19 protein-coding genes are annotated in these 19,604 nt (G+C 70.5%); 11 read left to right on the top strand and 8 right to left on the bottom strand.

Features of this window, described 5'->3' with window-relative positions; translation table 11 throughout:
• Positions 1–31: 31 nt before the first annotated feature.
• On the bottom strand, positions 32–274 hold the full coding sequence (locus KBX21_RS21185) for a hypothetical protein (protein WP_049572810.1): 243 nt from the start codon (positions 272–274) through the stop codon (positions 32–34).
• Positions 275–514: 240 nt separating this feature from the next.
• Positions 515–1,327, bottom strand: coding sequence for a carbon-nitrogen hydrolase family protein (locus KBX21_RS21180; protein WP_210843239.1), 813 nt, complete (start codon positions 1,325–1,327; stop codon positions 515–517).
• A gap of 123 nt (positions 1,328–1,450) precedes the next feature.
• Between KBX21_RS21180 and KBX21_RS21175 the strand changes: the two genes are divergently transcribed.
• The 3 genes from KBX21_RS21175 to KBX21_RS21165 are packed head-to-tail and all read left to right on the top strand — an operon-like array spanning position 1,451 to position 4,679.
• The gene (locus KBX21_RS21175; protein ID WP_049572804.1) at positions 1,451–2,134 is read left to right on the top strand and encodes a TetR/AcrR family transcriptional regulator; all 684 of its coding nucleotides are present in this window, start codon (positions 1,451–1,453) and stop codon (positions 2,132–2,134) included.
• A 26-nt stretch (positions 2,135–2,160) separates the two neighbouring features.
• Complete coding sequence (locus KBX21_RS21170) at positions 2,161–3,084, top strand: ABC transporter ATP-binding protein (protein WP_210843237.1); 924 nt, start codon at positions 2,161–2,163, stop codon at positions 3,082–3,084.
• Positions 3,081–4,679: an ABC transporter permease gene (locus KBX21_RS21165; protein WP_210843235.1), complete on the top strand. Its 1,599-nt coding sequence runs from the start codon at positions 3,081–3,083 to the stop codon at positions 4,677–4,679. Before KBX21_RS21170 ends, KBX21_RS21165 begins: the two co-directional genes overlap by 4 nt.
• A 67-nt stretch (positions 4,680–4,746) precedes the next feature.
• On the opposite strand, the gene KBX21_RS21160 is transcribed toward KBX21_RS21165, so the two are convergent.
• A complete protein-coding gene (locus tag KBX21_RS21160; protein WP_049572774.1) occupies positions 4,747–5,109 on the bottom strand; it encodes a DUF4333 domain-containing protein in 363 nt (120 codons plus the stop codon).
• 144 nt (positions 5,110–5,253) lie between these two features.
• Between KBX21_RS21160 and KBX21_RS21155 the strand changes: the two genes are divergently transcribed.
• Positions 5,254–6,072, top strand: a complete 819-nt coding sequence (locus KBX21_RS21155) for an alpha/beta hydrolase (protein ID WP_210843233.1) — start codon at positions 5,254–5,256, stop codon at positions 6,070–6,072.
• A gap of 17 nt (positions 6,073–6,089) precedes the next feature.
• Here KBX21_RS21155 and KBX21_RS21150 read toward each other — a convergent pair whose 3' ends face one another.
• Complete coding sequence (locus KBX21_RS21150; RefSeq protein WP_210843231.1) at positions 6,090–6,560, bottom strand: VTT domain-containing protein; 471 nt, start codon at positions 6,558–6,560, stop codon at positions 6,090–6,092.
• Positions 6,561–6,569: 9 nt separating this feature from the next.
• A complete protein-coding gene (rlmN, locus tag KBX21_RS21145; RefSeq protein ID WP_049572757.1) occupies positions 6,570–7,667 on the bottom strand; it encodes a 23S rRNA (adenine(2503)-C(2))-methyltransferase RlmN in 1,098 nt (365 codons plus the stop codon).
• Between the two features lie 212 nt (positions 7,668–7,879).
• Here rlmN and KBX21_RS21140 point away from each other — a divergent pair, with 212 nt between their 5' ends.
• Together KBX21_RS21140 and KBX21_RS21135 are read left to right on the top strand one after the other, a co-directional pair.
• The gene (locus KBX21_RS21140; protein ID WP_017542539.1) at positions 7,880–8,968 is read left to right on the top strand and encodes a suppressor of fused domain protein; all 1,089 of its coding nucleotides are present in this window, start codon (positions 7,880–7,882) and stop codon (positions 8,966–8,968) included.
• Between the two features lie 108 nt (positions 8,969–9,076).
• On the top strand, positions 9,077–10,300 hold the full coding sequence (locus KBX21_RS21135) for an MFS transporter (protein ID WP_210843229.1): 1,224 nt from the start codon (positions 9,077–9,079) through the stop codon (positions 10,298–10,300).
• Here the strand turns inward: KBX21_RS21135 and KBX21_RS21130 are convergent.
• On the bottom strand, positions 10,286–10,681 hold the full coding sequence (locus KBX21_RS21130; RefSeq protein WP_049572747.1) for a BlaI/MecI/CopY family transcriptional regulator: 396 nt from the start codon (positions 10,679–10,681) through the stop codon (positions 10,286–10,288). The genes KBX21_RS21135 and KBX21_RS21130 overlap by 15 nt on opposite strands.
• 539 nt (positions 10,682–11,220) lie before the next feature.
• Here KBX21_RS21130 and KBX21_RS21125 point away from each other — a divergent pair.
• The 5 genes from KBX21_RS21125 to KBX21_RS21105 all read left to right on the top strand — a co-directional run bounded on the left by KBX21_RS21125 (position 11,221) and on the right by KBX21_RS21105 (position 17,278).
• Positions 11,221–14,850: a multifunctional oxoglutarate decarboxylase/oxoglutarate dehydrogenase thiamine pyrophosphate-binding subunit/dihydrolipoyllysine-residue succinyltransferase subunit gene (locus tag KBX21_RS21125; protein WP_049572743.1), complete on the top strand. Its 3,630-nt coding sequence runs from the start codon at positions 11,221–11,223 to the stop codon at positions 14,848–14,850.
• 10 nt (positions 14,851–14,860) lie between these two features.
• Complete coding sequence (locus KBX21_RS21120) at positions 14,861–15,040, top strand: DUF6104 family protein (protein WP_017542535.1); 180 nt, start codon at positions 14,861–14,863, stop codon at positions 15,038–15,040.
• Between the two features lie 192 nt (positions 15,041–15,232).
• Positions 15,233–16,084: a DUF4097 family beta strand repeat-containing protein gene (locus KBX21_RS21115; protein WP_049572740.1), complete on the top strand. Its 852-nt coding sequence runs from the start codon at positions 15,233–15,235 to the stop codon at positions 16,082–16,084.
• On the top strand, positions 16,085–17,002 hold the full coding sequence (locus KBX21_RS21110) for a PadR family transcriptional regulator (protein WP_210843228.1): 918 nt from the start codon (positions 16,085–16,087) through the stop codon (positions 17,000–17,002).
• A gap of 96 nt (positions 17,003–17,098) precedes the next feature.
• On the top strand, positions 17,099–17,278 hold the full coding sequence (locus KBX21_RS21105; protein WP_210843226.1) for a hypothetical protein: 180 nt from the start codon (positions 17,099–17,101) through the stop codon (positions 17,276–17,278).
• A gap of 13 nt (positions 17,279–17,291) precedes the next feature.
• Here the strand turns inward: KBX21_RS21105 and KBX21_RS21100 are convergent, their stop codons facing one another.
• Together KBX21_RS21100 and KBX21_RS21090 are read right to left on the bottom strand one after the other, a co-directional pair.
• Positions 17,292–17,693 carry a hypothetical protein gene (locus tag KBX21_RS21100; protein ID WP_210843225.1) on the bottom strand — a complete coding sequence of 134 codons (402 nt, stop codon included), beginning with the start codon at positions 17,691–17,693 and terminating at the stop codon, positions 17,292–17,294.
• Between the two features lie 427 nt (positions 17,694–18,120).
• Positions 18,121–19,314 (bottom strand): NADP-dependent malic enzyme, encoded by a 1,194-nt coding sequence (locus tag KBX21_RS21090; RefSeq protein ID WP_049572729.1) that lies wholly within the window; start codon positions 19,312–19,314, stop codon positions 18,121–18,123.
• Positions 19,315–19,604 lie beyond the last annotated feature (290 nt).

Raw genomic sequence — 19,604 nt, 5'->3', positions numbered from 1 at the left:
GGAGCGCGACCGTCTCCACCGCCGTCACCACCTAGCGTGCCGCGATCAGCGACCCGCTGGCGGAGACCGGCTGGTGGCCGATCATCCCCGCGCACTCGTCACATCCGTACACCTGGCTGCCGTCCGGCAGCTCGCCCAGGACCCGGCGGGGCCGGGGCCACTTGACGTGGCAGACGACGCAGGCATCCCCCATGCACTGCGCCCCACTGAGCCAGCTCGGGTCGTAGACGTGGATCTCGGATGCGGCGTCAGGCCTCGTGTCCCGTTCGCACATCGTGCTCGTTCCGCGCAATGTCCTTGCTCCCCCCGTGGTTTAGGACAGTCTGGCGGGCCGATAGTTACCGGCTCTTAATTGAATCAGAAGCTATCGGCGCCTGGAAGGGTCCGGACCGATCTAAATCACTCCGTGCAGGGAGATCATAACCCTAAGTGACGAACGCTGGGAAGACCCCAGTTCATTGATGGTCTTTTATACGATGAGCCGGATATGTACCGGCCCGTACAGAGCTGGGACTCAGTCCCGGGCGTGCGGAATCACCGAGAATCGGCGCAGGGACAGCGCCGGATTCGTGACACGCACCGCCTCCACACGCTCGGCCGAAACCTCCGCCGAGGTCACCTCGAAGGTCTGCTCTCCCAGGGACGCCAGCGCGGTCCCCATCGGGTCGACCACCGTGCTGCCGCCCGCACCAGTGGGTGCGGCCTGCCCGGAGGCGACCACGTACACCGTGTTCTCGATGGCGCGCGCCCGGGCCAGTGTGCGCCAGTGGTCCTCCTTGAGGGGCCCCGGCACCCACTGCGCGGCCAGCAGCACCACGTGCGCGCCGGCGTCGGCGATCCGCCGGGTCACCTCGGGGAAGCGCAGGTCGTAGCAGGTCTGGAGGCCGAAGACCACGTCGTCCACGGTGAAGGTCTCCGGGTCGTCGATCGGCCCGGGGGCGACCACGTCCGACTCCCGCGCCCCGAAGGCGTCGTAGAGGTGGATCTTGCGGTAGAGCGCGACCCGCTTCCCCTCCGGCGAGAGCGCGACCAGTGTGTTCGTGAAGTGGGCGGAGCCCGGCTCCCCTGCCTCGTTCACGCCCAGCACCAGGTACACGCCCTCGCGTCGGGCGGTGTCGGCGGCGTCTGCCAGGAAGGGGCCGTCCAGGGGTTCGGCGGCCTCCACGAAGCGGTGGTCGGTGCGTGGGGCGGTGAACATCGTGTACTCGGGGAACAGGACGACCCGCGCGCCCCGTCCGGCCGCCCGCGCGGTGAGCTCCGCGACCGAGCGCTGGTTCTCCGCCTTGTCCTGCCCCGGCGCGAACTGGGCGACCGCGACCTGCACCATCGAACTTCCCCCTCGTGACCTGGGAACCGGACCGGCTGCCGGTCCCGAACGTGCCCCGAGTGTACGCCCGGATCCCGGGCACCCCCTTGCGGAGCGACTAAACACGCGTTTAATCTATTGAACATGAGTTCAGCCCCTTCGGAAGACCTGACCGCACGAGCCCGGGTCCGCGACTCTGCCGTCGCGTGCTTCGGCCAGCACGGCTTCGGCGTCTCGGTACGCACCATCGCCGACCACGCGGGAGTCTCCCCCGGACTGGTCATCCACCACTTCGGCAGCAAGGCCCGGCTCCGCCAGGCCTGCGACGACCACGTGCGGGGCGTCATCAACGAACTCAAGGGGGAGGCGTTCGCCGAGCCCGCGCAGCAGACCTTCCTGCAACAGCTGGCCGAGACCGACCAGTACGCGCCGATCCTGGGGTACGTCCTGCACGCCCTCCAGGCAGGCGGCCCCCTCGCGGTGTCGATGTACGACCTGATGGTCGAGGACGCCGAGCGCTACATGGCCGTGGCGGAGGAGGCGGGCGCCGTCCGCCCGAGCCGGGACCCGGCGGGCCGGGCACGCTGGGCGGTCTCCTCGGCGCTCGGCTCGCTCCTGCTCCACGTGCGCCTGCGCCATCCCGGGCCCGACGTCGACTACCGGCGGGTCTTCCACACCTGGATGGCGGAGCACATGCTCGCCGTCCTGGAGACCTACAGCGAACCGGTGCTGGCCGACACCTCCCTGCTGGACGCCTACCTCTCGGCCACCGACAGCGCCCCTCCCACAACCGCCCAGGACACCGGCGGCGACGGCAACGACATCTGACCCCGCACCACCACGAGGAGCAGACCATGTCACCAACGAACGCCGTCGAGGTCCGTGGCCTCGACAAGTCCTTCGGCCGGTTCAGGGCCCTGGACAAGCTCGACCTCACCGTGGAGACCGGCCAGGTGGTCGGCTTTCTCGGCCCCAACGGCGCTGGCAAGTCCACGACCATCCGGGTCCTGCTCGGCCTGATCAGATCCGACTCCGGCTCGGTACGCCTGCTCGGCGGCGACCCGTGGAAGGAGGCGGTGACCCTGCACCGCCGCCTGGCCTACGTGCCCGGTGACGTCTCGCTGTGGCCCAACCTCACCGGCGGTGAGGCCATCGACCTGCTGGGGCGGCTGCGCGGCGGTCTCGACACCCGCCGCAAGCAGGCCTTCCTGGAGCGCTTCGAGCTCGACCCCACCAAGAAGGCCCGCACCTACTCCAAGGGCAACCGGCAGAAGGTGGCCCTGGTGGCGGCGCTGGCCTCCACCGCCGAACTCCTCGTCCTCGACGAGCCGACCTCGGGGCTGGACCCGCTCATGGAGACGGTGTTCACCAACTGCGTGCGGGAGGTCAAGGAGGAGGGGCGCACCGTCCTGCTCTCCAGCCACATCCTGTCCGAGGTCGAGAAGCTCTGCGACACCGTGACGATCATCCGCCGGGGCCGGACCGTGGAGTCCGGTTCCCTGGACCGGCTGCGCCACCTGACCCGCTCCACGGTCCGGGCCGAGGTCGAGGGCGACCCGTCGGCGCTCTCCGGTCTGACCGGCGTGCACGACCTGGCGGTCAGGGGGCGCACGGTGTCCCTCGCCGTCGACCACGACCACATGGGCGACGTCCTCAGGCGGGTCACCGACCTGGGCGTGCGTTCGCTCGTGAGCAACCCGCCGTCCCTGGAGGAGCTGTTCCTGCGCCACTACGGCGACGAACTCGGCTCCCCCAACGGCGCGGGTGACCCGGCATGAGCGCCCTCACCGGAACCTGGACCCTGACCCGGTTCGCGCTGCGCCGCGACCGCGTCCGGCTCGCCGTGTGGACAGTGGCCCTGGCCGGGACGACCGCCGCCAGCATCCCCGCGCTCGACGACACCTTCACCAGCCAGGAGGAGCGCCAGGCCCGCGCGCAGTTGATCGAGACGCCCACCGGCGTCGTCTTCGGCGGGCCCGGCTACGGCGTGGACGACTACACGCTCAGCCGGATGCTGGTCAACGAGCTGACCATGAGCCTCCTCCTGGCCCTCGCCGTCATGAGCGTCCTGCACGTGGTCCGGCACACCCGGGCCGAGGAGGAGAGCGGCCGGACCGAACTCCTGCGCGCCGGGGTCGTGGGCTCTGCCGCGCAGACCACTGCCGCCCTGCTCACGCTCTCCCTGGTCAACCTGGTCGTCGGCGGCCTGGTCACCGCGGCGATGACCGCCTACGGCCTCTCCGTCGCCGATTCGGCCGCCTACGGGCTGGGAGTGGCGCTGGCCGGGATCACCTTCGGGGCGATCGCCTCGGTCTGCGCCCAGGTGTCGGAGCACGCGCGCTCCGCCTCGGGGCTCGCGTTCCTGGCCGTGGGCGTGCTGTACATGGTGCGGGTGGTGGGCGACATCGAGGAGCGGGGCGGCACCCCTCTGTCCTGGTTCTCACCGTTCGCGTGGGTGCAACAGACGCGTCCCTTCGTCGACCTGCGCTGGGAACCGCTGGCCCTGTACGGGGTGGTCGTCCTGGTGCTGCTGGCCGTCTCCCACGTCCTGGCGGGCCGTCGCGACGTGGGCGCCGGGCTCGTGGCCTCCCGCCCCGGCAGGCCGCAGGCCGGTCGGCTGTTGTCGGGGCCCCTCACCCTGCACCTGCACCAGCAGCGCGGGGCGATCCTGGCCTGGACGGTGGCGGTGTTCGCCTTCGCCTACGCCTTCGGCACCCTGGCATCGCAGGTTCGGGAGATGCTGGACGGCAACCCCGACCTGGCGGCGATCCTGGGCGACGCCGGTGACGACGTGATCAACGGGTTCCTGGCCATGATCGGTGTCTACGTGGTCATGGCCGCCTCCGCCTACGGGGCGCTCTCCGTGCTGCGGGCACACACCGAGGAGGGCGCCGGGCGCGCGGAACTGGTGCTGTCCACAGCGGTGGGGCGGGCGCAGTGGCTCGGCACCGCCCTGGTGGTCGCCGCGCTGGCCTCGGTGCTGATCACCGTCGTGGGTGGCCTGGGGCTGGGGCTGGGTGCCTCGGTCGCTCTGGTGGAGGCCGACTGGACCTGGCGGACGGTCGGATCCGTGCTCGCCCAGCTCCCTGCGGCCCTGACCTTCGGCGCCCTCGCCGCGCTGCTGTACGGAACGGCGCCCCGGCTGCTGCCCCTGCTCTGGCTGTGGTTCGCCTACAGCCTGGTCGCGACGATGCTGGGCGGGCTGTTCCACTTCTCGGAGCGGGTGATGGACCTGAGCGCCTTCGAGATCCTGCCCCGCCCGCCCGTGGACGAGTTCGACCCCGCGAGGTTCCTGCTGTACCTCGGCGGGGTTCTGCTCGCCGGGTCGGTGGCGCTGCTGGGCTTCCGCGGCCGCGACCTCGTGAGCAACTGAGTCACCGGAGGCCGCCCGGTACGCCCTCGGGGCGTCTCGGGCGGCCCGTCCGTGTCGGGGACGGCGACTATCCGTCGACCACGATGTCCCAGTTGACCTCACCGCCGTCGACCGAGGTCACGGTGAGGGTGACGCCGAGGCTCTGCTCCCCGGCGGTCAGCTCGCAGCGCATCCGCGCTCCCTCCTCGGCCGGGAGGTCCTCGGGGCAGGTGAAGTCGTCGGGCACCTGTCCGACCTGCTCGGAGAGCCTGTCGCTCGACTGGCGCTCCACCTCCTCGACACTCACGGAGGCAGCGGCGGCCTGCGAGGCCTCCTCCGCGCCCTCCGCGTCTCCTCCGCCGATACTGAACTCGAAGGAACATCCGGTGACCAGGAGCAACGCCCCCAGGACAACCCCGGAGACGATCCCGCCACGTCCGACCCGCCGCATCGCGGCCTCCCTCGTGTTTGGTGATCAGGCACAGGAACAGACGCCGACCAGCGCGTTCCGGTTCCGGAGTGCACCTCCCGGTATCCGGCACGGCGAACGGGTAGTTCACGCGACAGGCACACCCGACCCCCGGGAGGAACCTTGGTGAGACCGGTCCTGATCGTGACGGCCGTGACGGCACTGGTGCTGGTGGTGCTGCTGGGATTCGTGTGGGCGATGCAGCGATCCGTGATCTATCTCCCCTCCCTGGACGAACCTCCGGCCGCCGGGTCGGTGATCGAGGGGGCCGAGGACGTCCGGCTACGTACGGAGGACGGGCTCGAACTGGGCGGGTGGTTCGTGCACCCGTCCAGCGGGGACCGGGAGGCGGCCGTGCTGGTGACCAACGGCAACGCGGGCGACAGGCGGACCCGGGCGCCGCTGGCACGGGCGTTGGCCGCCGAGGGCTTCTCCGTGCTGCTCTTCGACTACCGGGGGTACGGGGGGAACCCGGGGTCCCCCAGCGAGGAGGGGCTGGCCGCCGATGCGCGTGCCGCCGCCGACCACCTCTCCCAGCGCGGCTTCGACGCGGACCGCACGGTCTACTTCGGGGAGAGCCTGGGCGCGGCCGTGGCCGCCGACCTGGCCGACCAGCGCCCTCCGGCGGCGCTCTTCCTGCGCTCGCCCTTCAGCTCGCTGGCGGACATGGGCCGCTACCACTACCCCGTGGTGCCCGTGGGGTGGCTGCTGCGGGACGAGTTCCCGGTGACGGAGCGGGTCGCGGGGGTCGAGCGGCCCACCACCGTGGTCGTCGGTGACGCCGACGGCGTCGTGCCCCCGGAGCAGAGCCACGAGGTGGCCGAGGCCAGCGCGGACCTGTTCGAGGAGGTCGTCCTGCCCGGAGCGGGCCACAACGACCCGAGGATCATCCACGGCCCCGAGGTCATCGCGGCGGTCACCCGCCTCGCCGACCACGCCCTCTGACCGGGCAGCGGCACGGTTCAGGGGAGGACGCCCATGGCCCACGCGGGGGCCAGGACCAGGATGAGGAAGCGGGCGGAGCGGGTGACGAAGGTGACCACGCAGAAGAGCACGATGTTCATGCGCAGCACCCCGGCCAGCACCGAGACCACCATGAACGGCGGCACGCTGGCGAAGGAGCTCAGGGCGAGCAGGCCCGCGCCCCAGACCGGGCGCTCCTCGGCCCTGGCCCGCCAGCGGGACACCCGCTCCGTCCACTTGCCGGGGGTCGCGGCGCGGCGCCGCAGCCACGGCGTGGAGATCGTCCCGCGGCCCACGTAGTAGTAGGGGATCTTGCCGAGGGTCTGGCCCAGGGCCGACGCCAGGGCCATCGCCACGAGGGCGCCGTCGTCCAGGAGGGCGACGGCGCCCAGCAGGTACACCTCGATGTTGATGAGCGGGACCAGCCCCGCCGCGGTGGCCACCACGAAGGCCAGGGCGGTCTCCACCACGTCGGAGTCCTACTTCTCGGCGGCGGCGAGCTGCCCGCAGGCCCCGTCGATCTCCTGTCCCCGGGTGTCGCGGACGGTCACCGAGACGCCGTGGGACTGGAGGCGCCGGACGAACTCGCGCTCGTCCTCGGGGCGCGAGGCGGTCCACTTGGACCCCGGGGTGGGGTTGAGCGGGATGAGGTTGACGTGCACCAGGTGGCCCTTGAGGAGCTTGCCCAGGAGGTCGGCCCGCCAGGCCTGGTCGTTGATGTCCTTGATCAGCGCGTACTCGATGGACACGCGGCGGCCGGTGGTCCCGGCGTAGCGCCAGGCCGCGTCCAGGACCTCCTCGACCTTCCAGCGGGTGTTGATCGGCACCAGCTCGTCGCGGAGCTCGTCGTCGGGGGCGTGCAGGGAGATCGCCAGGCGGACCTGCATCCTCTCGTCGATGAGCTTGTTGATGGCCGGGACCAGGCCCACCGTGGAGACGGTGACCCCGCGCTGGGAGATACCCATCCCGTCGGGGACCGGGTCGGTGATCTGGCGGACGGTCTGGAGCACGCGCTTGTAGTTGGCCATGGGCTCGCCCATGCCCATGAACACGATGTTGCTGATCCGCCCCGGGCCGCCCGCGACCTCACCGCGCGCCAGGTCGCGGGCGCTGGCCACGACCTGGTCGACGATCTCGCCGGTGGACAGGTTGCGGGTGAGGCCCGCCTGGCCGGTGGCGCAGAAGGGGCAGTTCATGCCGCACCCGGCCTGGGAGGAGATGCACAGGGTGACGCGGTCCGGGTAGCGCATGAGCACCGACTCGAACATCACCCCGTCGAAGGCCTTCCAGAGGGTCTTGCGGGTCATCCCGTTGTCACAGGTGATGTGCCGGACCGGGGTGAGCAGTGTGGGCAGCAGCGCCTCGCCGAGCCGCTCCCGGGAGGACTCCGGGAGGTCGGTCATCTTCGAGGTGTCCGACTCCAGCCCGCCGTAGTAGTGCTTGGCGATCTGCTTGGCACGGAAGGGCTTCTCCCCCAGCTCCCTGACGACCTCCAGCCGCTCTTCGGGGCTGAGGTCGGCCAGGTGCCGGGGCGGCTTGGCGCGGCGGGGTGCGACGAATGTGAGCTCGGCGGGCATAAGGATCCGTAAGGAGTGGAGTCGGTGGTCTGCGCCCGGTGCGGGAGGGATGTGGCGGCACGGGTCGTTATACGACCTATACGCGACTGCGGTGCTGCTCCGACTGTCAGGGCACTACCGTCGATTCTACTTAGCTTGTGGACAGGCCGGGCGGCTGCACCCGCTTCCGGCGGACACGACGACACGACAGCCGTCGGCACGTGGGAGGGCCGGTGACCGAGATCGACGTCCTGCTGGACGAGATCAGCCCCTACCAGAGCCGCCGCGTCGTCGTAGAGTGCGACTCCCACACCACGGCCGCCTACCTGCTGGACGCCCGTGAGCGCATCCGGGTGCCGGTGTGGCTGGCCAACCACGAGGCGGCCCCGCGCGACAGCGAGTCGAGCGGGCTCTACCGGGGGCAGGCCCCCCTGATGCCGGAGGCCCACACCAAGCACCCCCAGGGACGCCCCCGGTTCGACCCGGCCACGCTGCGCGCCGTGTGGTTCGAGGAGGGCGACGGGGTGGCCCTGGTGGACGAGGAGGGCCTGCTCGCGGTGATCCCGGGCTGGGCCGAGGCCGACAGCGGTCTGCCCGGGTACGCCCGCGAGGCGATCGGGCGCAGCGCCTACGCCTGGGAACTGGACTCGGTGCGGGACCAGCTGTGGCCGCGTGTGGTGCACGCCGAGGCCTACTGGGACTGGCGTCGCGCCTCCGGGGCGTGGCGCAGCGTGCAGCGGACCGTCCTCAGCCACCTGAACCGCAGGGTGGGCGAACCCGGCCACTACTGGGACGTGTCCGACGGGCACCCGCCGCTGCTGCGGGTCTCGGAGCGGCCGCCCTCGCAGGAGCGGCCCTTCACCGTGCTCTCCACCGTGGGCATGTGCGGACAGCGCATGCCCACTCTGGACCGCTACATGGCCGACACCTCGAACCACGCGCGGGTGGAGCTGGCCCTGGCCACGACCCTGCCCGCGCACCACGCCGCCAGGATCTTCCGTTGGATCGGGGCGTTCCCCTGGCGTGCGGTGACGTGGTTCGGGACCGGGCACACCATCAAGTGGCTGGACAACCCCGAGGACCGTTCCATGCGCGGCGGAGCGGGCGCGGTCCTGCTCCTGGAGGACCCCGGCCCCCTGGTGACCGATCCCACTCGGACGCCGCCCGACACCTCCGGCCTGTCCTTCCAGGGCGACCCGGTGCGGTGGCTGTGGATCGTGCCGATCACCCGCCCCGAACACCTCTTCGCCAAGGAGCACGACAGCGCCACTCTCGTGGAGAAGCTGGCGGCCGAGGGCCGGAGCTGGGTCCTCGGCCGCTGAGCGTCCCGCCACCGCGAAAAACCGGTTGCCCCGGGCCAGGTGTTCGAAGAGGATGCCCCGGGTGTCGAGCGGACCGAGGGGCGGAGCGCGGATGAACCAGGGACACGGATGACCCGGGAGAGGGGCGCCGCCCCCGGAATCACGGCCCCGCTGGCCCACGCGCCCTTCCGAGTCCTGGTGACGGGCCGTGTGCTCATGCTCTTCGGCAACGGTATGGCGCACGTGGCGCTGGCCTTCGCCGTCCTGGACGTGACCGGCTCCCTGGCCCAGGTCGGGCTGGTGGTGGGCGCGCGGTCCGTCGCCAACGTGGCGCTCCTGCTGTTCGGCGGGGTCCTCGCCGACCGGCTGCCGCGCACCCTGGTGATCCGGGGTGCCTGCCTGCTGGCCGCGCTCTCCCAGGCGCTCCTGGCCGTGTTCCTGCTCTCCGGGACGGCCACCCTCTGGCTGATGGTCGCGCTGAGCGTGCTCAACGGGGCCGCGGCCGCCGCGAACCTGCCCGCGATCGCGGCGCTGACCCCGCAGACCGTGCCTGGGTCCCTGCTGCGCCAGGCCAACGCGCTGGCGGGGATCGCCAAGCAGCTGGGCATGTTCGCCGGTATGTCGATGGGCGGCGTGCTGGTGGGGCTGGTCGGTCCGGGCTGGGCGATCGGCGCGGACGCGGCCCTGTTCGCCGCCGCCGGTCTGGTCTTCCTGTTCCTGCGGGTGCCGTCCACGGCCGTGCCGAGCAGGGGCGTGCTGCGCGACCTGCTGGACGGGTGGAGCGAGTTCGTGGCCCGTCCGTGGGTCTGGATCGTCGTGTTGCAGTTCATGGTGGTCAACGCCGGCTGGTCCTCGGTCACGGCCGTGCTGGGACCGGGGATCGCCGACGACACGTTCGGCCGGACCACGTGGGGGCTGCTCATGGCCGCCAACAGTGTGGGGCTGCTGGTCGGCGGGGTGCTCGCGGCCCGGTGGCAGCCGCAGCGCGCCCTGTTCTACGGCACGGCGCTGGTCTCGCTCCAGACCCTGCCGTTCTTCGTGATGGCCGGGCCCTCCCCGCTGGTGCCGCTGCTGTTCGCCGCGATGTTCGCGGGCGGGGTGGCGGTGGAGCAGTTCACCGTGGCCTGGGAGGTGTCGGTGCAGGAGAACGTTCCGCCCGAACGGCTCTCCCGCGTGTACTCCTACGACGCCCTGGGGTCGTTCGTGGCGATGCCGGTGGGGCAGATCGCGATCGGGCCGGTGGCCGAGGCCATTGGGCCGGACCGGGCCCTCCTGATCGTGGCGGGGCTGACCCTGACGGCGACGTTCGCGGCGGTCGCCACCCCGAGCGTGCGCTCGCTACGCCGTCGGTGAGGTGTGCGGGCGGCCCGCGCCTCGCCGGTCGCGCACCTGGCGGAAGACGTGGTGCAGCCGGGCCATCTCCTCGTCGCTGAAGCGCTCCACGAAGCGCAGCAGGGTCGCGTCCGGGTCCGGCCCCGTCTCCAGCACCTCGCCCATCACGCGGGCCGTGTACTCGGCGTGGCTCTCACGGGCCCAGTAGGCCCAGGCCCGCCCGTCCTTCTCCCGGTCCACCAGACCCTTGTGGAAGAGGATGTTGGCCACCGTCATGACGGTCGTGTAGGCGACCTCCCGGTCGTAGACCATGTGTTCCCGGACCTCGCGCACCGAGAGCGGCCCCTCCGAACTCCACAGGGCCCCCATGATGGCCGCCTCCAGTTCTCCGAGTCCCTTCATGGGCCTCCCCACCCGACTTGTCGCGTTCGTAGGGCGATCGTAGGCACGGGCGCCACCGCCATGGGGGAGAACGGGGAAGAGCGCACAGATCCGCACATCGGCGCTGCCGGAGACCGGCGATTCACGGCCGGACCCGGGCGGGTGACCGTCGGTTGCGGTCTCCGGCGGCCCCGCTCACGGCCCGTGGGAAACGTGGTGCGCGCCACAGAGGGGCTGGCCGAAGGCGGTCACAGGAATGCGCACCGAAAAGCCCGTCAAACAGGAACAAACGAAGCATGTTGACCACGCAACGCAAAGTGACCGGCACGTAGAGACAAGGTTCGTGTGAAAGATTGTTAGGTATCTCCCAGTTTCAGCTACTCCGATGTTCCCGTCAGGGAGGTCGGTACAAGTAGCCTTGTACCCGACGAGTGCTGGCCAGGTCAGCTTCTTCCCTGTGATGGGGAGCGACTCCGTGCTTCTTCGGGCCCGACTTGCCAGCAGCCACCCGTCTTTCCTAATCATTCACAAGCGAGCTGCGGAAGTGGGCGATCTCCGCCGTGTCGTCTGAGGCGTCTCAACCCCTGACAGATTTCGGCCCGAACGAGTGGCTGGTCGAGGAGCTTTACCAGAAGTACCTCACCGACCCGAATTCGGTTGACAAGGCTTGGTGGAACTTCTTCGCGGACTACAAGCCCGCGGACTCGGCCAACGGGAAGGGTGGGGGCACTGCGACCGCAAAGGCGCAGCCCGAGAAGACCCCCGCCGCACCCGCGCCGAAGAAGAAGGCCGCTGCGGCCCCTGCACCCAAGAACACCGACGATGCACTCCAGGTCAACGAGGAGCGGCTGCGTGGAGCACCCGCCCGCACCGCGACCAACATGGAGTCGAGCCTGACCCTGCCGACCGCGACGAGTGTGCGCGCGGTGCCGGTCAAGCTGCTGTTCGACAACCGCATCGTCATCAACAACCATCTCCGGCGCGGCCGCGGTGGGAAGGTCTCCTTCACCCACCTCATCGGCTACGCCATGGTCAAGGCCCTCAAGGCCCTGCCCGAGATGAACCACTCCTACACGGAGATCGACGGCAAGCCCGGCGTCGCCAAGCCCGAACACGTGAACTTCGGCCTGGCGATCGACCTCCAGAAGCCGGACGGCTCCCGTCAGCTGGTCGTGCCCTCCATCAAGAAGTCCGGCGAGATGGACTTCAACGAGTTCTGGAGCGGCTACGAGGACCTGGTCCGCAAGGCCCGCAACAACAAGCTGGGCGTGCCGGACTTCCAGGGCACCACGATCAGCCTGACCAACCCGGGCGGCATCGGCACCGTGCACTCCGTGCCGCGCCTGATGCCCGGGCAGGGCACCATCCTCGGCGTCGGGGCCATGGAGTACCCGGCCGAGTTCCAGGGCGCGTCCCAGGACACCCTGAGCGAGCTCGGCATCAGCAAGGTCATGACGCTGACCTCGACGTACGACCACCGGATCATCCAGGGTGCCCAGTCGGGCGAGTTCCTGCGTCGCATCCACCAGCTGCTGCTGGGCGAGGACGGCTTCTACGACGAGATCTTCAACTCGCTGCGGATCCCGTACGAGCCGGTCCGCTGGGTGCAGGACATCCACGTCAACAAGGCGACGCAGCTCGACAAGACCACCCGGGTCCAGGAGCTGATCCACGCCTACCGCGTGCGCGGCCACCTCATGGCCGACACCAACCCGCTCGACCACGAGCAGCGCAAGCACCCGGACCTGGACGTGCTCGAGCACGGCCTGACCCTCTGGGACCTGGACCGCGAGTTCCCCACCGGGGGCTTCGGCGGCAAGCAGGTCATGAAGCTGCGCGACGTGCTGGGCGTGCTGCGCGACACCTACTGCCGCACGGTGGGTATCGAGTACATGCACATCCAGAGCCCGGAGGAGCGGGAGTGGATCCAGTCGCACGTCGAGCGCGAGCACGAGAAGCTCGACCGCGACGAGCAGCTGCACATCCTGCACCGGCTCAACAGCGCCGAGGCCTTCGAGACCTTCCTCCAGACCAAGTACGTCGGTCAGAAGCGCTTCTCCCTGGAGGGCGGCGAGTCGCTGATCCCGCTGCTGGACGGCGTGATCTCCAGGGCCGCCAAGTCCGAGCTGGACGAGGCCGTCATCGGCATGGCCCACCGCGGCCGCCTGAACGTGCTCGCCAACATCTGCGGCAAGTCCTACGGTCAGATCTTCGGTGAGTTCGAGGGCAACCTCGACCCGCGCAGCGCGCACGGCTCCGGCGACGTCAAGTACCACCTGGGCACCGAGGGCACCTTCCAGACCCGCGAGGGCGACTCGATCCAGATCTCGCTGTCGGCCAACCCGTCCCACCTGGAGACGGTCAACCCGGTCGCCGAGGGCATCGTCCGCGCCAAGCAGGACGTGCTGGACAAGGGACCGCACGGCTTCACCGTGCTGCCCATCCTCATCCACGGTGACGCGGCCTTCGCCGGTCAGGGCGTGGTCGCCGAGACGCTGAACCTGTCCCAGCTGCGGGGCTACCGCACCGGCGGCACGGTCCACGTCATCGTGAACAACCAGGTCGGCTTCACCACCTCGCCGACCGACAGCCGTTCCAGCGTGTACGCCACCGACGTCGCGCGGATGGTCCAGGCGCCGATCTTCCACGTCAACGGGGACGACCCCGAGGCCGTGGTCCGGGTCGCTCACCTGGCCTTCGCCTACCGTCAGGCGTTCAACAAGGACGTCGTCATCGACCTCGTCTGCTACCGGCGCCGTGGGCACAACGAGGGCGACAACCCCGCGTTCACCCAGCCGCTCATGTACGACGTCATCGACGCCAAGCGCTCCACCCGCAAGCTGTTCACCGAGTCCCTCATCGGGCGCGGCGACATCACGGTGGAGGAGGCCGAGCAGGCCCTGCGCGACTACCAGTCCGAGCTGGAGCGGGCCTTCACCGAGACCCGCGAGGTCGAGAAGAAGCCGATCGAGCCGGGCGCGGTGGTCAAGCCCGAGGTGTTCACCGAGTCGCGTCTGGACCACTCCAAGGTCGAGACCGCCATCAGCACCGAGACGGTCAAGCGGGTGATCGACACCCAGGTGACGATGCCCGAGGGCTTCACGCCGCACCCGCGGCTGGCGCCCCAGCTGACCCGTCGCGCCACGATGGTCGAGACCGACGCCGTGGACTGGGCCACCGGTGAGCTGCTGGCCTTCGGCTCGCTGCTGCTGGACGACCACCCGGTCCGCCTGATCGGTCAGGACAGCCGCCGCGGCACCTTCGGTCAGCGCCACGCCTCGCTCATGGACCGCGAGACCGGCGAGACGTACACGCCGCTCAAGCAGTTCGACAACGGGACCACGAAGTTCCTCGTGCACGACTCGCTGCTCAGCGAGTACGCGGCACTGGGCTTCGAGTACGGCTACTCGCTGACCCGGCCGAACGCCCTGGTCATGTGGGAGGCGCAGTTCGGTGACTTCGTCAACGGCGCGCAGACCGTCATCGACGAGTACATCAGCGCGGGCGAGCAGAAGTGGGGTCAGCGCTCCAGCGTGACCATGCTGCTGCCGCACGGGTACGAGGGTCAGGGCCCGGACCACTCCTCGGCCCGCATCGAGCGGTTCCTGCAGCAGTGCGCGCAGGAGAACATGACCGTCGCGATGCCGAGCACCCCGGCGAGCTACTTCCACCTGCTGCGCTGGCAGGCGAAGTCGCCGTTCGAGCGCCCGCTCGTGGTGTTCACGCCCAAGTCGCTGCTGCGCCTGAAGGCCGCGACCTCGGCCGCCGACGACTTCACGTCGGGCCACTTCCAGCCGCTGATCGGGGACGACTCGATCTCGGCGGACAAGGTCCGTCGCGTGGTCATCTGCTCGGGCAAGATCTACTACGACCTGGACGCGGCACGCCGCAAGAGCGGTGACAAGCACACCGCGATCATCCGGGCGGAGCGGCTCTACCCGCTGCCGATCGAGGAGATCCGCGAGCAGCTCAAGGCCTACCCGAACGCGGGCGAGGTCCTGTGGGTCCAGGAGGAGCCCGCGAACATGGGTCCGTGGCCCTTCGTCGCGCTGGTCTTCTCCGAGCAGCTCGACCGTCCGTTCACCCGGATCTCGCGTCCGGCCTCCTCCGCGCCCGCGGCCGGTTCGGCCAAGCGCCACGAGGCCGAGCAGCGTGCCCTGGTGGACACGGTGTTCCCGCCGGCAGAGTAGGAACGCTTCCATGTACTACACCGATCGCGGGATCGAGGAGTTGGAGAACCGCCGCGGCGAGGAGGAGGTCAGCTTCGCCTGGCTCGCCGAGCAGCTGCGGGTGTTCACCGACCTCAACCCCGAGTTCGAGACCCCGGTCGAACGCCTGGCCACCTGGTTGGCCCGGTTGGACGACGAGGACGAGGAGTAGTCACACGGAGCGGCGCCGAGCGGCGTCATCCGGCCGAGGGGCCCGGGTCTTCACTGACCCGGGCCCCTCGCCCGTTCCCGTACCGGACCCCGAGCCGTCCCTGACACGACCCTGAAATCCGCGACATATCTTGAGTTCGGCGAACACGCGACATATCGTGAAGTCATCGAGAGCGAGCGGAAGGGATTCACGATGGCACGCTGGTCCATCGACAGTCCGATGACCCACACCCTGGACGGCATCGTCGCCCTCAAGGTGCGCATTGTCAGCGGACAGGTCAACATCATCCCCACGGACGACCCGGTCACCTTCGAGATCTCCGAGATCGAGGGCGAGCCCCTGGAGGTCACCCAGGAGGCGGGCATCCTCACCATCCACTACCAGGACCTCACCGGTCAGGGTCTGCTGGACCGGCTCAAGCCCATCCAGCTGGGCCGTTACCGCAACATCGCCTCCCGGCGGGCCACGGTCGACCTGCGGGTCCCCCGTGACTGCCCCGTGGAGGTCACCACGGCCGGGGCTCCGGTGGTCGTCGCCGGGCTGACCTCCCGCACCCGCGTCCGCACCGCCACCGGGGAGGTCACCCTGGACGACGTGTCCGGCGAGACCGAGGTCAACACCGCCTCCGCCAACGCCTCAGTGCGCAACCCCGGCGGGACACTCTCCTTCAACAGCGCCAGCGGACAGCTCGCGGTGGCCGGCGGTCGCCTGGCTGAGCTGCGTGCCAAGACCGCCTCCGGCCACGTGCTGGTGGACACGGACCTGGCGGCCTCCGCCCGGGTCCGGGTGACCACGGTCTCCGGCGAGGTGGCCCTGCGGGTGCCTTCGGAGAGCTCGGCCACAGTGGAGCTGCGCGCCGTCACCGGCAAGGTGGACTCGGACTTCGGTCTGGACCGCCGCAGTGCCCCGGCCCGCACCGCCCTGACCGGCAAGATCGGCGTGGGCGTCGACCCCGCCTCCATCAGTGTCAACTCCGTGTCCGGGCGAACGGCGCTGCTGCGCCGCGCGCCCGAGGCCCCGGCCGCGATCCCCGAGGGGGCCTGAATGAGTACCATCTTCGGCCACGGCAGGCTCCGGCTCTACCTGCTCAAGCTGCTGGACGAGAGCCCGCGCCACGGATACGAGATCATCAGTCTGCTCCGGGACCGCTTCCTCGGCGTGTACTCGCCCTCTCCCGGCACCATCTACCCCCGGCTCGCGCGGCTGGAGGAGGAGGGGCTGGTCACGCACACGGAGAAGGGCGGCCGCAAGGTCTACAGCCTCACCGACAAGGGTCGGGAGGAACTGCGGGCCCGCGAGAGCGACCTGGACGACCTGGAGAGGGAGATCACCGACTCGGTCCGCGACATCGCCCGCGCGGTGAAGCAGGACGTCCGCGAGACCATCAGCTCGCTGCGCGACGAACTCAAGTTCGCCTCGGGTGAGGGGCGCCGTGAGAGCTCCGGCGGCGAGGACCGGAAGAAGTCCGACGACAAGGACCGGGACTGCGGCGACAACGGCATGTGGGCCCGCGAGTGGGAGCGGTTCGCCCAGGGGTTCGGTGCCTTCGGCGCGGCCTGGGGCGGACGCGGCGAGTCCGAGGGCTCGGAGCGCTCCGACTCCGACGGCGCGAAGCCCGGTACGCAGGACCGCGCCGAGTTCGAGCACGCCCTGCGCGACTTCTCGGTGAAGGTCCGCGACATGGTGCGCGGCGCCGGGCAGGTTGGAGAGTCCGCCAGCAACGACCTGCGGCGCATCCTGGACGAGACCGTCGAGGTGATCCGACGCGACATGGGCCGCTGGGGGCCGCCCGACCGCGACGAGGGCACCGCGTCCTCTGATGGGCCCGGAACCGCTGAGCGACCCGAGCCCGAGCCCGAGTCCAAGCCCGAACCGGAGACCCCGGACGCCCGACCGATGCCGCCCTCCGGCGGGGACCCCTGGTCCACCGCCACCGGTGAGGACGACCAGAAGAAGGACTGACCGAGACCGGCCCGCCACGGGGCCCGGAGGACCGCGCGGGGGCGTGGTCCTCCGGGCCCCTCCGTGCACGCGGGTCGGCGAAGGAGGAGGAACCCCGTGTTGGTTCCGTACACGATCGAGCAGGACGGCAACGGAGTCTGGTGCACCCGCGCCGTGCTCCGCGCGGGGGTCATCGCCCACGGTGCGGGGGACACCCCGGACGCTGCCCTGGCCGACCTGCGCACGGCTTTCGCCCTGCTCACCGAGGAGTTCGGCTCCCCCGCCGAGCTGCTGTGAGGGCCCCGGGCGCTCACACGAGGGCCAGGGCCACCAGCAGGACCAACCCGGCCAGGGCGGGCGGGACCGTGGACAGCCAGCGCGCCCAGGGCCGTCGCCCGCGTGCGACGGGCAGCCCCTCCCACCGGTGGACGCTCACCAGCACCGCCACCGCGGCCAGGGCCGCGCCCGTGGTCCACACCCACGGTGACACCAGGTGCCAAAAGCCCGCCGCGTGGGCGTAGGCGAGCAGTGCCACCGCCACGGTCCCGTGGGAGACCGCCCCCAGACGGTCCGAGGGACGACGCACCCGGCGCCCCGGGCGGCGGCGCGCCGCGAAGCCCAGCCACGCCAGCGCCGGGACGAGGGTCAGCACGACGGTGGCGATCCCGTACACCCGTTCCCCCGCCGCGTTGTCGGGACTGGGCTCGTCCACCCCCAGCAGCCGGATCCCGACGTCCTCGCTGAACCGGTGGGTCGGCGAAGGCGAGCTCGGGAAGCAGCTCCCCCACCGTGGTGTCGAGGGCGACCTCGTCGCGGTCCACCATGTCGGCCAGCAGCATCCCGGGCAGGACCTTGGCGACCGACGCCGAGCCGAACGGGGTGCGCTCGTCCACCGCCTCTCCGTGTTCTCCCGTCAGCCCGAGCCCCGCAGTGCGGATCCGGGCCTGTCCAGGGGTTGCGTGGCCGCGAACGCGGCGCGATGTGTCCCCGGAAACCTACGGACGCGCCCCCTCCGGAGGCACTACGCCGGTCCCCCGCCTTCGGGTATCCGTGCCACCCCGCGCACGGTGGCCCTGGCCCCACCCACGCAAGGGGGCCCGGAGACCATGGTCGGTCTCCGGGCCCCCTTCGCGTGCTTGCTAGCGGCGGGCGACGCCGTCCTTGCGAGCCTGCGCGGCGACGGCGGCGGAGACCGCCGGGACCACGCGGTCGTCGAAGGGGCTGGGGATCACGTAGTCGGCGCTGAGGTCGTCACCGACCAGGTCGGCCAGCGCCTTGGCGGCGGCCAGCTTCATGTTCTCGGTGATGTCGGTGGCCTGGACGTCGAAGGCGCCACGGAAGACACCCGGGAAGGCCAGCACGTTGTTGATCTGGTTCGGGAAGTCGCTGCGCCCGGTGGCGACGACGCTCGCGTACCTGCGGGCGACGTCCGGGTGCACCTCGGGGTTGGGGTTGGCCATCGCGAAGACGATGGCGTTCTCGGCCATGGTGGCCACGACCGACTCGGGGACCTCCCCGGCGGACAGGCCCACGAACACGTCGGCGCCCTCGAGCGCGCTCTCGATGGAGCCCTGGAGCCCCGCCCTGTTGCTGATCTCGGCCAGCTCCTGCTTGACCGGGGTCAGGCCCTCACGGCCCTGGTGGATGATGCCCTTGGAGTCGGCGACGGCGATGTCGCCGATCCCGCCGTCGATCAGCATCTTGGTGACGGCGACCCCGGCGGCCCCCGCCCCGGAGACGACCACGCGCAGGTCGGCCAGAGTGCGACCGGTGAGGCGGGCCGCGTTGTGCAGCGCCGCCACGGTCACGATGGCGGTGCCGTGCTGGTCGTCGTGGAAGACCGGGACGTCCAGGCGCTCACGCAGCTTGGCCTCGATCTCGAAGCAGCGCGGGGCGGAGATGTCCTCCAGGTTGACGCCGCCGAAGGACGGCGACATCCGCACGACGGTCTCGACGATCTCGTCGGCGTCGGTGCAGTTGAGGGCGATCGGGATGGAGTCGACGTCGGCGAACTGCTTGAACAGCAGCGACTTGCCCTCCATGACCGGCAGGGACGCCTCCGGGCCGATGTTGCCCAGGCCGAGCACGGCGGTGCCGTCGGTGACGACGGCGACCAGGTTGCTCTTCCAGGTGTAGGTCTCGACGAGTTCGGCGTTCTCGGCGATGGCGTCGCAGACACGGGCGACACCTGGGGTGTAGGCGAGGGACAGGCCCTCCTGGTCGCTCACGTCGACGGAGGACGTCACCTGCAGCTTGCCGCCACGGTGCATGGCGAACGCCGGGTCCTCGTCCAGGGGGGACGTGTTCTGGGTACGCGAAGAAAAGGTGGTCACTACTCAAACCCCTCGGTCTGCTGTACGTCCGCGTCGGCCATGACGTGGACGGTGGGCCACGGAGCGCGCGCGAAGACGTCAGGGTGCCAGGGGGCCCTCGTCGGCACCGGTCGGCCATGACCGGGGTGCGCCGGGAGGGGTGGTCTTCGCCGGACTCTTATACGAGTACTGCGCGATCCGCATCTCACGGGGATGACCCGTTACGCAATTCTCTCACAACGGTGACCGGAGGAAAATCGCGGGTCGACAGAATGGAACGTTACTGATGTGTCGCCCACCGGCACCACATC

Origin of the sequence: Nocardiopsis sp. B62, from assembly GCF_018070675.1 — a bacterium.
GTDB lineage: Bacteria > Actinomycetota > Actinomycetes > Streptosporangiales > Streptosporangiaceae > Nocardiopsis > Nocardiopsis prasina.
The sequence above is the reverse complement of the archived record's forward strand: the minus strand, read 5'-3'. Positions and strand labels throughout refer to the sequence as shown.

What these genes read in the sequence shown, in the direction of transcription:
- KBX21_RS21185 (WP_049572810.1), bottom strand. Translation starts at nt 274, where the DNA reads ATGTGCGAACGGGACACGAGGCCTGACGCCGCATCCGAGATCCACGTC.
- KBX21_RS21180 (WP_210843239.1), bottom strand. Translation starts at nt 1,327, where the DNA reads ATGGTGCAGGTCGCGGTCGCCCAGTTCGCGCCGGGGCAGGACAAGGCG.
- KBX21_RS21175 (WP_049572804.1), top strand. Translation starts at nt 1,451, where the DNA reads ATGAGTTCAGCCCCTTCGGAAGACCTGACCGCACGAGCCCGGGTCCGC.
- KBX21_RS21170 (WP_210843237.1), top strand. Translation starts at nt 2,161, where the DNA reads ATGTCACCAACGAACGCCGTCGAGGTCCGTGGCCTCGACAAGTCCTTC.
- KBX21_RS21165 (WP_210843235.1), top strand. Translation starts at nt 3,081, where the DNA reads ATGAGCGCCCTCACCGGAACCTGGACCCTGACCCGGTTCGCGCTGCGC.
- KBX21_RS21160 (WP_049572774.1), bottom strand. Translation starts at nt 5,109, where the DNA reads ATGCGGCGGGTCGGACGTGGCGGGATCGTCTCCGGGGTTGTCCTGGGG.
- rlmN (WP_049572757.1), bottom strand. Translation starts at nt 7,667, where the DNA reads ATGCCCGCCGAGCTCACATTCGTCGCACCCCGCCGCGCCAAGCCGCCC.
- KBX21_RS21135 (WP_210843229.1), top strand. Translation starts at nt 9,077, where the DNA reads ATGACCCGGGAGAGGGGCGCCGCCCCCGGAATCACGGCCCCGCTGGCC.
- KBX21_RS21130 (WP_049572747.1), bottom strand. Translation starts at nt 10,681, where the DNA reads ATGAAGGGACTCGGAGAACTGGAGGCGGCCATCATGGGGGCCCTGTGG.
- KBX21_RS21120 (WP_017542535.1), top strand. Translation starts at nt 14,861, where the DNA reads ATGTACTACACCGATCGCGGGATCGAGGAGTTGGAGAACCGCCGCGGC.
- KBX21_RS21115 (WP_049572740.1), top strand. Translation starts at nt 15,233, where the DNA reads ATGGCACGCTGGTCCATCGACAGTCCGATGACCCACACCCTGGACGGC.
- KBX21_RS21110 (WP_210843228.1), top strand. Translation starts at nt 16,085, where the DNA reads ATGAGTACCATCTTCGGCCACGGCAGGCTCCGGCTCTACCTGCTCAAG.